The organism is Veillonella parvula (genome assembly GCF_047241225.1).
GTDB lineage: Bacteria > Bacillota > Negativicutes > Veillonellales > Veillonellaceae > Veillonella > Veillonella parvula_O.
In genome coordinates this window covers 153186-167959 of record NZ_JBKTIE010000003.1, presented here as the reverse complement: position 1 = coordinate 167959, position 14774 = coordinate 153186, and the positions used below count along the sequence as shown (strand labels likewise).

Below are 14774 nucleotides of genomic sequence, written 5' to 3'. Positions count from 1 at the left end.
TCCCACTTTCATTAAAAACAATGTTTTTTTATACTTAATCCTATAATTTCTCCTAATCTTGGGGGAACAGCATTACCTATATGTCGAGCAATTATTTTTAGAATAACCTCCTCTCCTTCCGGAACAAAAGAGTAATTTACTGGAAATGTCTGTAGCATTGCGCCCTCTCTTAATGTTAATGCACGATCTTGCTCTGGATGTCCAAATCTCCCAGTCCCATATCCAATAAATTGTGTGGTAATAGTAGGGGCAACATCATCCCATTGCATTCGCCCATAAACAGAAGAATAACTCCGTCCTGTTTTTTTCTTATGACAATTCAAAATTAATTCTTCCGGCCAATCTCTCCAAGTTCCTCCTGGAATAGAATATCTTATACGCTCTAAATTTATCTTAGAAAGAGATGAAGCTACATGGAGCTTATCTCTGTTATTAGTTTCACCCGCTCCAATATGGGAAAGACCAAATATTACATCCCTTACTGTAATTTCTTTTTTATGTGTAGGCTCAATTAGTTTGATTTTCTTTTCACTTGATGCAAGAAGTAATAATCTTTTTCGTCTTTGGGGAACCCCATAATCAGCAGCATTAACTACTTTATACGTTACATAATAATTTTGTTCTTTTAATGTGTTAATAAAGTCGATAAAAACTTGTTCCTTAGCCAACTCCGGAACATTTTCCATCGAAACAATTTGAGGCTTAACCTCCCGAACTAATCGTGCAAATTGATAAAGCAAGTTCCAGTTTTTATGCTTTTTTCTATTAAGTTTATCTTTTTGATGATTCGAAAAAGGTTGACATGGAGCGCATCCAGCAAGGATCTTCACATCATATCCTCTCAATAGTTTTTTTATCTCTTCTCCATCTATATTTTCTATATTCTTATGAATAAATTTTGCATTATTATTATGACTGTATGTATATTCACATGTAGCATCTAAATCATACCCTGCGACTACAGTTAAACCTGCTTTTTCAAAACCACATGTTAATCCACCCACACCACAGAATAGATCAACAACTCCATATGTCATAAATTTCTGCCTTTCCTTACATATACTTTTCAATGATATCTAAAAAAGTCATACTATATTCTTTGGAAAAAATTCTTAACCAAAATTTAAATTACATATCCAAAATCAATATCAACTTAAAATCTTTATCACATTATTCCCACTCAATTGTAGCAGGTGGTTTGGATGTAATATCGTACACAATACGGTTGATGTGTTGTACTTCGTTTACGATACGACGGGAGATAGTGTCCAATACGTCGTAAGGGATGCGTGCCCAGTCAGCAGTCATAAAGTCTGTTGTTGTTACGCCACGCAATGCCAATGTGTAGTCGTATGTACGGAAGTCACCCATAACGCCTACGGTACGTGTAGATGTTAATACGGCAAAGTATTGGTTGATGCTGCGATCAAGGCCAGCTTTTGCAATTTCGTCACGGAAGATGTAGTCCGCATCACGCAAGATGTCAAGCTTGTCTTTAGTGATTTCGCCCATTACGCGGATTGCAAGACCAGGACCTGGGAATGGTTGTCGCCATACGAGGTAATCAGCCAAACCTAATTCAGAACCAAGTTCACGCACTTCGTCTTTGAAGAGGTTGCGCAATGGTTCGATAAGACCTTTGAAATCTACCACTGCAGGCAAGCCGCCTACGTTATGGTGAGATTTGATAACTTCAGCTTCCCCAGTACCAGACTCGATAACGTCAGGGTAGATTGTACCTTGTGCTAAGAAATCAACGGAACCGATTTTACGGCCTTCATCTTCAAATACGCGAATGAACTCTTCACCGATAGCTTTGCGTTTAGCTTCTGGATCTTCAAGGCCAGCCAATTTATCTAAGAAACGTTTTTCAGCATCGACACGGATGAAATGCATCCCGGAATCTTTGAAAGCTGCTTCAACTTCGTCACCTTCGTTTTTACGCATTAAACCATGGTCAACGAAGATACAAGTCAATTGATCACCTACAGCTTTAGAAATAAGAGCTGCTGCAACAGAGCTATCTACACCGCCGGACAATGCCAACAATACTTTACCGTCGCCTACAGTGTTACGGATGTCTTCAATCGCAGTTTTTGCATAGTTTGCCATTGTCCATGTGCCTGTGAAGCCACATACTTCGTACAAGAAGTTGTGAAGCATTTCTTTACCATGTTCAGTGTGCAATACTTCTGCATGGTATTGCATAGCATATAGTTTACGTTCTTTATTTTGCATGGATGCAACAGGGCAATCCTTAGTATGTGCTACGATTTCAAAGCCTTCAGGAACTTTTGCTACATAGTCAACATGGGACATCCAAACAACTTGGTCTTCTTCCAAGCCTTTGAACAATGGAGATGTAGTGTCCACTTTAGTAGGTGTTTTACCAAATTCACGGTTATCCGCTGATTTAACTTCGCCACCCAATGTATGCGCCATAAATTGCATACCATAGCACATGCCAAGAATAGGAATACCAAGTTCAAAAATCTCTTTGTCAATTTTTGGAGAGTTTTCTTCATACACGCTGTTAGGACCGCCTGTGAAGATGATACCTTGCGGTTTTAATTCCTTAATTTTATCCAGCGCTTTGTTGTATGGATATACTTCGCAGTATACGTGATTTTCACGAACACGGCGCGCGATCAATTGGTTATATTGACCACCAAAGTCAACAACAATTACAAATTCCTTGTTTTCCATGCCTTCCTCCATATGCATCTATTTGTGAAAGTATATTCACTATTTTTTGCCCATACGTTTCTGTACTGGGGCGCGTTTTTCCAAGCCAAACGCTAATTTTCATTACATTTTATTATACCATAGGAAGTATAACGACTCCATATATTCCGTATTTAGATTATAAATAAATCTTTAATGTTCGGATTTCTAACTATCACTCTTTAGGAACCTTCCCTATGTAAGTCAATTTGCTAACCATGCTAAAATATATAGCTATCACTTTTTAGGGGTCTCTCGCTTATACATTTTTACAGCCCCCACAGGACAGATGGAATAGCAGTCACCACAACTGATACAACCTTTCCCAATGATAAATCGAGTCTTACCTTCGGTGATGCATTGAACAGGACAATCCTCAGCGCAAGCACCGCATTTAACGCAAGTATCGTCAATATTAAACTTTAGATTTCCCATTATACATCACCTCCTATGCATTCTTTATCTGTGCCAAGCTTAATATTATCTACTTTTAAATAGTAGAATTCATATTTTAAATATATAAGATCACAAACATCACGCTAGCTCAAGAATATATTCAAAATATTTCAATACAAGAACAGCTATTATAATTGTTTTTTCTTATTTAATTCACCATTATACGCAATAGCAGAATAGATTGCCTTTGCCACGCCTTGGTGGTTATTGTCTGTCGTTTCGTATCGTGCCACTTCTTTAATGTTCGGCTTGCTATTGCCCATGGCCACGCCAGCGCCCGCAAAGCGTAACATAGATAGGTCATTTTCGCTATCCCCTAGTGTCATTACCTCGTCAGGGCTTAAGCCCCAATGTTTTGCCAAGGCTTCTACGGCTGTACCCTTTGTAGTGTGGGGCAAGACAAATTCTAAATTACCTTCACTAGAGAGCAGCACATCATAAAAGCGTTCTCGACCTGTACCGTCGTGAGATAGCCCTTGGTATTCATCGCGTAAGTCTTGCAAGATACGTTGACGCATCGGTTCATCACCGTAGAAGATTTGAATTTTCTCAGGCCCTTCGTCTAAGGATTCCATATGGGCTAGTAGATCACATACCATTGTCCGCGTAGCCAAGATAAATGGGCGAATATTAGGTCTAAAGAAGAAATTAGATTGCTCTATTTCACATTCAGACATCTTTACCTTTGCGGCTTCATTACCTTCTGCCAATGCATAGTGATCGTACGTTGCTCCAGGCAGACGAGTGTCCCCTATACCAGAAATCTGATTTTTAGTATTAGGCAGATGATTATCTAGTATGCCATATACAGTCTTTTTATCTTCCTCATTGCGTTCGCTAGCACATACACCTAAGCGCTCGCTAGCGCATACTCCTAAGCGTTCAGGTGTAATACATCTAGATGGAGGATACATGCCAAAGATTTGGTCTTTCACATAGGCCTCTACATAGACACCATAGGTTAATAGTTTGCGCAATAAATGTAATGCTTGTTCTTTATCAAAACTTACGTGGAATAGACTGCGGTTTTCATCCTTATCCATCACGTAAGCGCCATTGGTGCACATGAAATAGCGCAAGCACGGCAGTTTTTCAATGACATCATTCATCTCATTCCAAGCGCGGCCAGAAGCAATGGCTACGAGAATGCCACTTTCACGAGCGGCACGAATCGCATCAATGGCATCCTCAGGAATCGCCTTTGCATCATTTACCAAGGTACCATCTACATCTGATGCGATGAATCGAATGGGCTTCTCCCCAGTGAGGCCTATATAATTTTTTATTTCTAATGTTTCAGTCGTGGCCATACATCCTCCTTCTATTCCTTCTATTACTTTTATTTAGTATTATTAAATTCGGCTACAATCTCTTCTAAGATTTTTGGTTTTTCTACCAATCGCAATACTGTGCCACCAATGATGTTTGCACCGTCGATGATGGTCTGTTCAATGGTAGGCTCTAACATGGCAGCAGCAAATTCTTTAGAATGGCACACCTTTGGCTCGCCGACCAAACGTAACTTAGGGTGGAATGCTGCACATTGATAGCTTACATTGCCAATATCTGAACTACCTCCAAGGGCTGCTGGGCCGGGCTCAAAATCAAGGCCCATGTCGGTCATTACCTCTTCGATAAGCGCTGTGCCACGATTGTTTTGGTTCATATCATCATAGGGATTTCCATAAAACTCAACATCCACAGTTGTACCTGTACAAAGGGCCGCCCCTTCAAAGATTTTTTTGATTTGCTCGGATAAACCATTCAAGTACTCCCGTTCTGTGTGACGCACGGTGACCTCTAATTCACCGAAGGCAGGTATCACATTGGATGCAGTACCTCCCGCAATGATCCATGTGCCAATACGCGTTTCAGGGCGCACTTGTTGGCGCATCATATCCATAGCATGGATAGCGAGTTGCACACCATTCACCGCATTGATGCCATTCCAAGGCTCGCCAGCTGCATGAGCTGGCTTACCATGGTACTTAGCACGGAAGCAGTCGAGTGCCAAGAATTGTGAGTTAGGACGCGTTTCCTCGCCGTCAAGGTGGACCATGATGGCAAAATCGTATTCTTTGAACACCCCTGCATTGCACATATCCACCTTGCACCCCATCGCTTCTTCGTCTGGTGTACCGATAATATCGATGTCCATGTTGAAAGCTACGCCCTCTTGTTGCATTTTACGTAGTGTTAGTGCAGCTAACACACTCATAGAGCCGCTAGCGGAGTGACCGCACGCATGGCCCACCTCTGGTAATGCATCATATTCACAGAGGATCGCCAAACGACCTTTTGGATTGTCTACTTTCACGGCAGACGCCTTGAAGGCTGTTGGCAAATTACAGAATTCATAGGTTACATCCATGCCATATTTCTCAAGAACAGCGCCTATGGTTTTAACGGACTCAAACTCCTGACTGGAAATCTCAGGATTCTTGGCTAATGTGTAATTAATGGCAAACGCATCAGGTGCGAAGCTTTTACAAAGATCAGCAAAAGTAGTTGTAAGGGACATATTGCCTCCATGTATATAACCACATTATTGTAAAGGATTATGATACTCTACAATAAAGAATAAAAAACTCGTTTACTCTTAATTATACAATGTTATTGCCTATTGGTGTAAAATTCCGTACAATATAAACAGAAATGTATAAACCATGTATATGGATGTTTGAGGAGGATACTATGTTTAAGTTCAAAAAATTGACAGCCATCGCCCTCGTAGCGGTAGCAGCAATGGGTTTATTGGCTGGTTGTGGCAACGACAAACCTAAAATGACACAACAAGAAGGTGTATTGCGTGTAGGTTCTGAAACTACATTCCCACCATTCGAATTCACTGAAGGCGACAAATACGTTGGTTTCGACGTTGATTTGTCCGAAGCAATTGCTAAAAAACTCGGTTTAAAAATGGAATTCAAATCCATGGGCTTCGATGCTTTGATTCCAGCAGTTCAATCTGGCGATATCGACATGATCGCAGCAGGCATCAATGCTACACCTGAACGTGAAAAAGCATTGGACTTCTCCGATGTGTACTTTGATCAAGGCGGTTTCATCACAGTTGTTCGTAAAGACAACACAACAATCCACAACATGGATGAATTAGCAGGTAAAACTGTAGGCGCTCAAATCGGTACAATCCCGGTTGAAATGGCTCAAAAAATTCCTGGTACAACAGTAAAACAAATCGATTCTAATGCTAATATCTTCATGGAATTGAAAGCTGGTACAATCGACGGTGCTATCATCGATAACGCTGTAGCTATGTACTACCTCAAACAAGGTGCTGATCAAGACCTTAAACTTGTAGGCGAACCTACTAAAGCTGAAGGTACAGTTCTTGGCGTGAAAAAAGGCAACAAAGCTTTACAAGAAGCTGTTAACAAAGCTCTTAAAGAACTTAAAGAAGACGGCACTTACCAAAAAATCTACGACAAATGGTTCGGCGATTACAACAAAAAATAATATGTATTCCTAAGAACTAGGATACATAATAACCCCTCTGAAAGATTGCAGACATCACATAAAATTTGTGACAGCAGATTTTCTTCAGAGGGGATTTTTTTATCATTTGAATCCAATACATGCTGAAGGCTCTGTATTATGCATAGATATAAATTAGAAATAGCTTAGTATATTGTGAGAACAGGTAACCGATAGCAGTATGATATCAATAGAGAACATACAGATATACTAGTATTTTCTCTTTTACGGTACCTCGCGTTCGTTATATAATAAATATGTATTTACTGTATACATGTATAAAAGGAGGCCTAATGGCACAGTACTTTACGGAACGCCTGCAAAAGGTCTTCCACATGATTTTTACATCCTATAATCAAAACATGGCTCAAAAAGGCTTACGTCAATTGGAGCTCATCATCAATAATCAGCAAAATCCCAGTCAACTAAAAGATAGAGCCTTACGAAACGACAAGACAAGCCGTCTTGAAAGTGATATAGACAATAAAGAGGACGCTCTGAAGATAGCCAATGATCCAGAGGCTCGAGAGCTAGGTGATGCGTATGCCCTCTTGGCGCGCGTCTATGCAGGGCCTCGCTTTACCTGGGAAGAATCTAACTTCCCAGAGGATAATATGCGCACCTATCAATGCTTGCATGATAGCATTCGCCGCTGTAGCCCTATCGGCACATTACAAGCTTTGCGCATCAAAGGCTCCATCACCCCTACCGTGGAGAAGGATATGCAAATTTCCTTCGACGAAGCATTTCGCATTGTCTATGATTACGCAAACCAAGGCGATGCATATTGCCAATATGTTATAGGCAATGTCTTTTTCTGGCGTGATGACAATCGCATCAGCTCCGCTGAAACTATGCTAACACCTCCGCCTATGAGTTGGACTAAACGCATTCAAAGAAGCCTCACAGCAAACTCTGTGCAGGATCGCATTGCCGCTTTGCAAGGCACTGTGCCAGATGAAACATTGCAAGAAAATGCATCTAACCTTGCGAAAGAGTGGTTTAACAAGGCCCTCGACAACGGTCTTGCTATGTTCCAAGGGAACTTGCGCAATATCTATATCGACGAAGCCGACTTTACCAATGCGCGCCGTGTTGCTAGGACTGCGGCCGAACTTGGTAACCCCGCCATGATGCTATATACAGGCCTCGACTGCCATGAAAATGGTAAATTTGAGGATGCTTTCACGTGGTTCACTAAAGGTGCCGCCTTAGGTCAATCTGAAAGTATCGCAGAATTAGCGGATTATTACTATCATTTCTATGATGCTAAAGCGTTACGTTCTACGATTCCCTACGATCCGGTAAAAGCTATCGGTCTCTATCGCCGTGCGGCAACAAAAGAGTTTAGTGATGCAGGATATACCGCCTTACAGGCAGCCTTTGGGTATATCTTTCACATAGGCCACCTGCCTCTCGACTGGGGACTCATTGCAGATTTAACACATATGGCGGCCACAAAAGATCGTTTCATATTCGCCTTGCCCTATATCGGATACATGCGAATCCACGGTTTAGGGGTAACGAAAAATATACGCTTTGGTGTGCAATCATTACTGCGTGTCTTAGACGAAGAACAACGAGCCTTTGAAGAGGAGAATCGCGTTCTTTTCTACGACATTACGCGCGCTTTAACACGTGTTGCCTTAGGTTATGCCTACGAAAAAGGCTATGTAACTGGCAAGCCAGATTTAGATCAAGCCGTATCCTATTACGAGCAATCCCATCAATATATCTTGTCTCACAAAGCCAATTTGGATCCGGAGCTAAAAGATATTCCTATCGACGACGAAGCAGAAGAACGCTTAGCAGCCTTCGAGGAGGTCGATGGTCATTGGCAATACAAAGAAGGCGTTGCCGAATCCACTACTACGGTACGTCCTGCGCCTACCACCTGGCCTCAAAATGCGGCCCGCTTATCTGTAACTATGGACGACTTCCTATGGGATACGACCTTGTACGACTGGCAAACCATTGAAACCGCCATAGAGTCACAGGAAGAAATGAAGCTCAGCTTTTACAATCATTTCCTATCCATTCCAGATGCATTGCGCAATATCTTCAAGCTCGATGTAACGCGGATGCTACGAAATCATTATCAAGTAAGGCTGCACGGCTATGATCCAACAGAAGGACAGGAAATCGTCTATAAGGCCGTATACAACAAAGAAGATACCTTAAGCCTATTGAAAGAGCTTTACCATAATCATCAATTGCCTAGCCTCGAGGATAATTGGACTATCGAAAAAAACGAAGAAAAACCAACCTGGCATTACGTGCTCGATGTGGATCAACAGCCGTTCTTGCTAGAGGAATACGATGATGCAAACGCTATGATTCAGGCTGCCTTGCAAGGATTAAAAGAGAAAAAGTACGAACAAATTAATATTCGTACTCATGACTTTGTGGGCCCATCCTATTTCATTTTTAAAGGTAATCAGTCGGCCCCATTTAGGGTGCAGCTCTATCTGAAAGAGTCGGCCCGTCATACCATTGATGACGATGGAAACCAACAAGACACGCCTGGTAAGACCTACTTATTTGAACAATATGTGGGAAACGAAGTTTCCTTAAACTATTGGATTCAAAAAACGATAAATACCTTGGAAATCCCTGAACTAGATAATTGGAAACAATTAACAGTGCCAAAGGATTTACAAACATAAAAAAGACCATCCCCAGTGAACTATACTCCAAAAATTGGACATAATTTTTGGAAGCAAAGTTCAGAGGATGGTCTTTTTTTATTATAGTGTTTTTACAACATCGGCACAGCGTGCACAAAGTGTAGGATGTGCGCTATCTTGACCTACTGTATCGCGGTGGATCCAGCAGCGTTCACATTTTTCGAGACCAGAGGCAACAACAACTGTGGCAACGCCAGTTTCTTCGTCTTTGACAGCCTCTGCCGGTGCAGCGCCGTTCACAATGTGAGCTTCGGATACAATAACGAGTTTAGCCAAGCCTTCTTCACCAAGGGCGTTCAATGCATCAAATGCAGCACCTTTAGCGTATACTGTAACGGATGCATCTAATGGATGACCGATTGTTTTGTCTTGACGAGCAAGTTCCAATGCTTTTTGTACAGATGTACGCAAGTCTAACAATTGGTTCCATTTGTCAGCCAATTCTTGGTTGAAGTGTTCTGGATGACCTTGTGGCCAATCTTGAAGCATAACGGATTCGCGCATGCCCTCTTCTTTAGGCATGTATTTCCAAACTTCTTCCGCTGTGAAAGAAAGTACTGGAGATACCATGGCTACCAATGTTTTCAAGATTTCGTACATCGCTGTTTGAGCAGAACGACGAGCTACATTATCTTTGCTTTCAGCATACATAGTATCTTTCATTACATCAAGGTAGATGGAACTCAAGTCTACTGTACAGAAGTTATGAATTGCATGGTACAACATGTGGAATTCATAGTTTTCGTACGCATCAGTAACTTTTTGACGTACTTCTTCTAAGCGCAACAATGCCCATTTATCGAATTCGGACATATCTGCGTAAGCCACTTTATCGGTGTTTGGATTGAAGTCATCCAAATTGCCAAGCAAGAAGCGGAATGTATTACGGATCTTACGGTATACTTCGGATAATTGTTTTACGATGTCTTTGGACAAACGTACGTCTGCTTGGTAATCTGCGGAAGATACCCACAAACGCATAACGTCAGCGCCGTATACGTCGATAATGTCGCTAGGAGCTACTGTATTACCTACAGATTTAGACATTTTGCGACCTTCGCCGTCCACTACGAAGCCATGAGTCAATACGGAGTTGTACGGTGCTTTACCTGTTGTGGCTACTGCAGTCAACAAGGAAGAGTTAAACCAACCGCGATGTTGGTCAGAACCTTCAAGGTACATAGCACATGGTACATCAAGATCATTTACTTCGAGCACCCCAGCCCAAGAGGAACCAGAGTCGAACCATACGTCCATGATGTCTGTTTCTTTTTTGAACTCATCATGACCGCAATGAGGACATTTGAAACCTTCTGGTAATAATTCCTTAGCGCTGTGAGCCCACCAAGCATCGGAGCCTTCTACGGCTACTTTTTCTTGTAATGCTTTGATAGTATCATCGTTGATGATGTGCTCGCCACAGCTTTCACAATAGTAAATAGGAATTGGCACGCCCCAAATACGTTGACGGGAAATTACCCAGTCACCGCGATCGCGCACCATGTTGAAGATACGGTCATGGCCCCATTTAGGAATCCATTGCACTTGATTGTCGATCGCATCAAGCGCTTGTTGACGGTAACCATCTACAGAGGAGAACCATTGTTCTGTAGCGCGGTAGATGACAGGATTTTTACAACGCCAGCAGTGAGCGTATTGGTGACGCAAGCTAGATTTGTGAAGTAATGCATTGTTATGTGCTAAGATTTTGATTACAGGCACTTCTGCATCGTGAATTTCTACGCCAGCTAATGGGAATTCAGTATCGCCATAACGGTTGTCGTCTACTTGTTTAGTGTAGTTACCAGTTTCATTTACAAGGGATACGATAGGAAGTTCAGTTTTACCTTCCTTGTTATAACGCATAACGATGTTAAAGTCGTCTTCACCATGTGCAGGAGCTGTATGTACGCAACCAGTACCGGCTTCAAGTGTTACATGGTCACCGCATAATACAGTGGAAGTGCGTTCTACGAATGGATGTTTGAATTCAGCCAATTCCAAATCTGCGCCGGAGAAGCGGTTTACGATTTCATAGTCTTCGATTCCGATATCTTTCATAGCTGCGTCAACAAGTTCAGTAGCCATCAAGTAGTATTCGTCGCCTACTTTTACCCAGCCATATTCAAGCTCAGGGTTAACGGAAATAGCTACGTTGGCAGGCATTGTCCAAGGAGTAGTTGTCCAAATAACAGAGTATGCTTGTTTTGGATCTACGCCAGCTGGCAATGTAACTTTTTTCTCGGATACATAAGGGAATTTTACGTAAATGGAGAAGGATTTTTTCTCAGCATATTCGATTTCTGCTTCTGCCAATGCAGTTTCGCAGTGCGTACACCAGTATACAGTTTTAAGACCTTTATAGATGTGACCGCGTTTTGCCATTTCGCCGAAGATGCCAAGTTGTTTAACTTCGAACTCAGGACGCAATGTCAAATACGGACGGTCCCATTCGCCTAATACACCAAAACGAATGAAGTCTTGTTTTTGTGTTTCTACGCACTCCAATGCATATTCCTTACATTTATTGCGCAAGTCCAATGGAGCCATTTCATGACGGTTAAGACCAGTGTTTTTAATAACCGCATGTTCAATTGGCAAACCATGCGTATCCCAACCAGGAATGTAGCGAGTATAGTGACCAGTCATTGTTTTGTATTTCATGATGATGTCCTTTAACGTTTTGTTGAGGGCATGACCGATGTGCAATTTACCGTTTGCATATGGAGGGCCATCATGCAAAATGAAAGGTTTTGCGTCTTTACGCAATTCCAAACGTTTTTGATAAATTTTGTTGTCTTCCCAGAACTTTAAGATTTCTGGTTCGCGCTTAGGCAAATTGCCGCGCATAGGGAATTCTGTTTCAGGCAAATGTAACGTCTTACCGTAATCCATGCTGTGCTCCTTTTACATAAAAAAATCGCCCGTCCCCGAAGGGACGGACGTCATATCCGTGGTACCACCCTACTGACTCTCGTTACTTGTGAAAGCTAGCGCCACCGCATTTCTGCGATTGTCACACCATGCTAGCACATGATTGTAACACATAAGACGCAACTCATCTCTCATATTGTGAAAGCCACTTAAACATATAACGGTGTTCACCGGCGGCATTGCCGCTTGCTCCAAAGTGATCCGCAAATCTCTAGATTTCCAAACCTTTCAGCCCATGAGTTTGGTCTCTACTAAATCCGTCTGAGACATGCCGTCTTTTTCAACGCAATATTCATATAATAGATAATTATAGGACTCAAACGGGGAAATTGTCAACTAGGAAACCATGACTCATCAAGAAGATAACAATTAAATTTTATCGATAGCAATCAAACATCTCAAAACAGAATACGTCATCTAATTAAATTCTATCAAATCCATCATATGGTAAACTATACGTCTTATAATCATATCCAGTAATCCGCCACATCTTATTATCCATTTGAGTCATTTCTATCGGAAATACTTTAGTTTCATTAGTCTTAGTATCCAATGCACGAATTTCTATATTAACAACTCCATCATTCTTATTTTTTTCTTCTATAGAAATTAATTCATATCGCCCTATCTCTTTTAACGTCTGTAAATTATCTTTAAATGGATCTTTGGGGTCAGCTCTATGAGGTATATGTGTTCTTAAATCTTGGTTAAGTAATACCTCTTTTACATCTAAATAATAACTATCTATTGCTGTAAACAACAACGCTTCTCCAAGATTTAAAATCTTAGTTTCTCCTTTTGAATTAGTTTGAGATATATTCCGTCCATCAGATTCTTTTAACAATTTTTCAATATACGGATCATATACCTTATGCAAAATTCCTTCACCATCAACCATCATAAAAAATGTATCCGTATCCCCATCTTGAATTGCTTTATAAAGTACTTGAAGCGAATATTCTGGAGATTGCTTATACACAAATTGATAGTACAATCCATATCCAGCACTCACAAGTACGCCAATTACCACCATAATACTTAGTATACTTTTTGCAATCCCAAGTTGTTTAAACTTCATTAACATTTCATTAACCCTTTCCGCACTATATATTGCCTATAATTATATAATTAATGTACAATATATCACGACTAGCATTTTATAGATAGTTAAAATTTGTAGTGTGAAAGAGAGGAATACTATGAGACAATTATCACTTATGATTCTAAGTTTATGTATGTTACTACTATCTGGATGTGCCACAATAGATTCAGATGTAAAAATTGACAGTGATGGTAGCGGTACTTGGAACGCTCAAGTAAAATCACAAGCTGGCCCGTTGCCGAAAGACTCTATTACGGAGATTATAAACGAATACAATATTCAAGACTATACAATCAAGGCTCTTGACGATCAAGGAAAAGAGATTACTGTAGATGATGGTGACAAAACACCTTATAATGTTTGGACCGTTAAATCAAAGTTCAACAACGTAGAAGAACTCAATAAAGTTAGAGATGCCATGACATTGAGAAATAAAGATCAAGGGCCTTTACTCGCCTTAGAAAAAACAACTTCTGGTAGTTATATTGTAGATTTAGGAACTTCTCAAGGCAAAACGACAGTTACCGTATCTGGTGTAATTGATCCAGTAAGTGTTCAAACTGGAACATTAACAGATAAAAACACTGTTACCTTCACTCAAAATAGTCATATTCGTTTTATCTTTAAACCAAGCCACAGTTGGTTATTCTATATTGGCATCGGCGTAGCTATCATTGCTGTCATTGGTGGTGGATACATCTTCTACTTACGTCGTAAATATTATGGCGATGCAGCATAAGGAGACTATATGAAACGTAACTTTATAATTACACTATTACTCACTTTTACAATGCTCTTCGTAACTGCATGTGGTAGTGATAATAATGACAAAAACAATAATGCTAACAGCAAATTTGAAGGTACTTGGATTGCTTATAATAAAACTGATGATAAAGATGATATTCAAGAATTAATCATTGAAAATATCGATGGACAACTATTGGTATCTTTATATGATTACTCCTATTATCCTTTAATGGATTACTTTTCTAGTGGACTCGATGAAGCCGACAGCACTAAAGGCGGTGGGGATACAGCTCCAGCTAATGCAGATTACATCTTAACAAAATCTAATGATTCTTTACACAACATGCTTATTTCTGCCAATGAAAATAAATTAGACGTAGGTCCGAAACCTATTATTTATAATGAAAAAGATGGTACCTTAGTTTTCGACAAAGTAATCTTCAAAAAACAATCTGATGATAATTCTGTTAAAGCATATTTACCAGACTTAAAAGAAGATATGAAAAAACTTGTTGTGGAAGAACGTAAAAAAGATACATTTGGTAGTTTCAAACCAAAGCCAACAATTCAATTTGATTTTTCCTTTAATGATTCTATTTTAGATACCGCCAAATAAGGAGATATAGCAT

Annotated in this window: 11 protein-coding genes; 4 read left to right on the top strand and 7 right to left on the bottom strand. The window is 40.4% G+C overall.

Going from position 1 to position 14774, the window contains the following annotated elements:
• Positions 1–11: 11 nt before the first annotated feature.
• From ACLRYO_RS06805 to ACLRYO_RS06785, 5 genes are all read right to left on the bottom strand, one after another.
• Positions 12–1037: a DNA cytosine methyltransferase gene (locus tag ACLRYO_RS06805; RefSeq protein ID WP_278456742.1), complete on the bottom strand. Its 1026-nt coding sequence runs from the start codon at positions 1035–1037 to the stop codon at positions 12–14.
• A gap of 133 nt (positions 1038–1170) precedes the next feature.
• A complete protein-coding gene (guaA, locus tag ACLRYO_RS06800; protein WP_105086872.1) occupies positions 1171–2706 on the bottom strand; it encodes a glutamine-hydrolyzing GMP synthase in 1536 nt (511 codons plus the stop codon).
• Between the two features lie 255 nt (positions 2707–2961).
• The gene (locus ACLRYO_RS06795) at positions 2962–3159 is read right to left on the bottom strand and encodes a 4Fe-4S binding protein (RefSeq protein WP_105086871.1); all 198 of its coding nucleotides are present in this window, start codon (positions 3157–3159) and stop codon (positions 2962–2964) included.
• Positions 3160–3308: 149 nt separating this feature from the next.
• The gene (locus ACLRYO_RS06790) at positions 3309–4490 is read right to left on the bottom strand and encodes an HAD hydrolase family protein (protein WP_105086870.1); all 1182 of its coding nucleotides are present in this window, start codon (positions 4488–4490) and stop codon (positions 3309–3311) included.
• Between the two features lie 29 nt (positions 4491–4519).
• Entirely contained in the window at positions 4520–5701 is a 1182-nt protein-coding gene (locus tag ACLRYO_RS06785; protein WP_105086869.1) for an amidohydrolase, read from the bottom strand.
• A gap of 173 nt (positions 5702–5874) precedes the next feature.
• Here ACLRYO_RS06785 and ACLRYO_RS06780 point away from each other — a divergent pair, with 173 nt between their 5' ends.
• Complete coding sequence (locus tag ACLRYO_RS06780; protein ID WP_101928688.1) at positions 5875–6657, top strand: basic amino acid ABC transporter substrate-binding protein; 783 nt, start codon at positions 5875–5877, stop codon at positions 6655–6657.
• A 311-nt stretch (positions 6658–6968) separates the two neighbouring features.
• Positions 6969–9341 carry a tetratricopeptide repeat protein gene (locus tag ACLRYO_RS06775; protein WP_413084781.1) on the top strand — a complete coding sequence of 791 codons (2373 nt, stop codon included), beginning with the start codon at positions 6969–6971 and terminating at the stop codon, positions 9339–9341.
• 81 nt (positions 9342–9422) lie between these two features.
• On the opposite strand, the gene ileS is transcribed toward ACLRYO_RS06775, so the two are convergent.
• Positions 9423–12257 (bottom strand): isoleucine--tRNA ligase, encoded by a 2835-nt coding sequence (ileS, locus tag ACLRYO_RS06770; RefSeq protein WP_105086867.1) that lies wholly within the window; start codon positions 12255–12257, stop codon positions 9423–9425.
• 460 nt (positions 12258–12717) lie between these two features.
• Complete coding sequence (locus tag ACLRYO_RS06765) at positions 12718–13374, bottom strand: hypothetical protein (protein WP_146104593.1); 657 nt, start codon at positions 13372–13374, stop codon at positions 12718–12720.
• A 121-nt stretch (positions 13375–13495) separates the two neighbouring features.
• On the opposite strand from ACLRYO_RS06765, the gene ACLRYO_RS06760 reads away from it, so the two are divergent.
• On the top strand, positions 13496–14137 hold the full coding sequence (locus tag ACLRYO_RS06760; protein WP_024062207.1) for a hypothetical protein: 642 nt from the start codon (positions 13496–13498) through the stop codon (positions 14135–14137).
• Between the two features lie 9 nt (positions 14138–14146).
• On the top strand, positions 14147–14761 hold the full coding sequence (locus tag ACLRYO_RS06755; RefSeq protein WP_024062208.1) for a hypothetical protein: 615 nt from the start codon (positions 14147–14149) through the stop codon (positions 14759–14761).
• Positions 14762–14774: the final 13 nt, after the last annotated feature.

Coding starts and splice junctions, on each gene's coding strand:
- ACLRYO_RS06805 (WP_278456742.1), bottom strand. CDS start 1,037: ATGACATATGGAGTTGTTGATCTATTCTGTGGTGTGGGTGGATTAACA.
- guaA (WP_105086872.1), bottom strand. CDS start 2,706: ATGGAAAACAAGGAATTTGTAATTGTTGTTGACTTTGGTGGTCAATAT.
- ACLRYO_RS06795 (WP_105086871.1), bottom strand. CDS start 3,159: ATGGGAAATCTAAAGTTTAATATTGACGATACTTGCGTTAAATGCGGT.
- ACLRYO_RS06790 (WP_105086870.1), bottom strand. CDS start 4,490: ATGGCCACGACTGAAACATTAGAAATAAAAAATTATATAGGCCTCACT.
- ACLRYO_RS06785 (WP_105086869.1), bottom strand. CDS start 5,701: ATGTCCCTTACAACTACTTTTGCTGATCTTTGTAAAAGCTTCGCACCT.
- ACLRYO_RS06780 (WP_101928688.1), top strand. CDS start 5,875: ATGTTTAAGTTCAAAAAATTGACAGCCATCGCCCTCGTAGCGGTAGCA.
- ACLRYO_RS06775 (WP_413084781.1), top strand. CDS start 6,969: ATGGCACAGTACTTTACGGAACGCCTGCAAAAGGTCTTCCACATGATT.
- ileS (WP_105086867.1), bottom strand. CDS start 12,257: ATGGATTACGGTAAGACGTTACATTTGCCTGAAACAGAATTCCCTATG.
- ACLRYO_RS06765 (WP_146104593.1), bottom strand. CDS start 13,374: ATGAAGTTTAAACAACTTGGGATTGCAAAAAGTATACTAAGTATTATG.
- ACLRYO_RS06760 (WP_024062207.1), top strand. CDS start 13,496: ATGAGACAATTATCACTTATGATTCTAAGTTTATGTATGTTACTACTA.
- ACLRYO_RS06755 (WP_024062208.1), top strand. CDS start 14,147: ATGAAACGTAACTTTATAATTACACTATTACTCACTTTTACAATGCTC.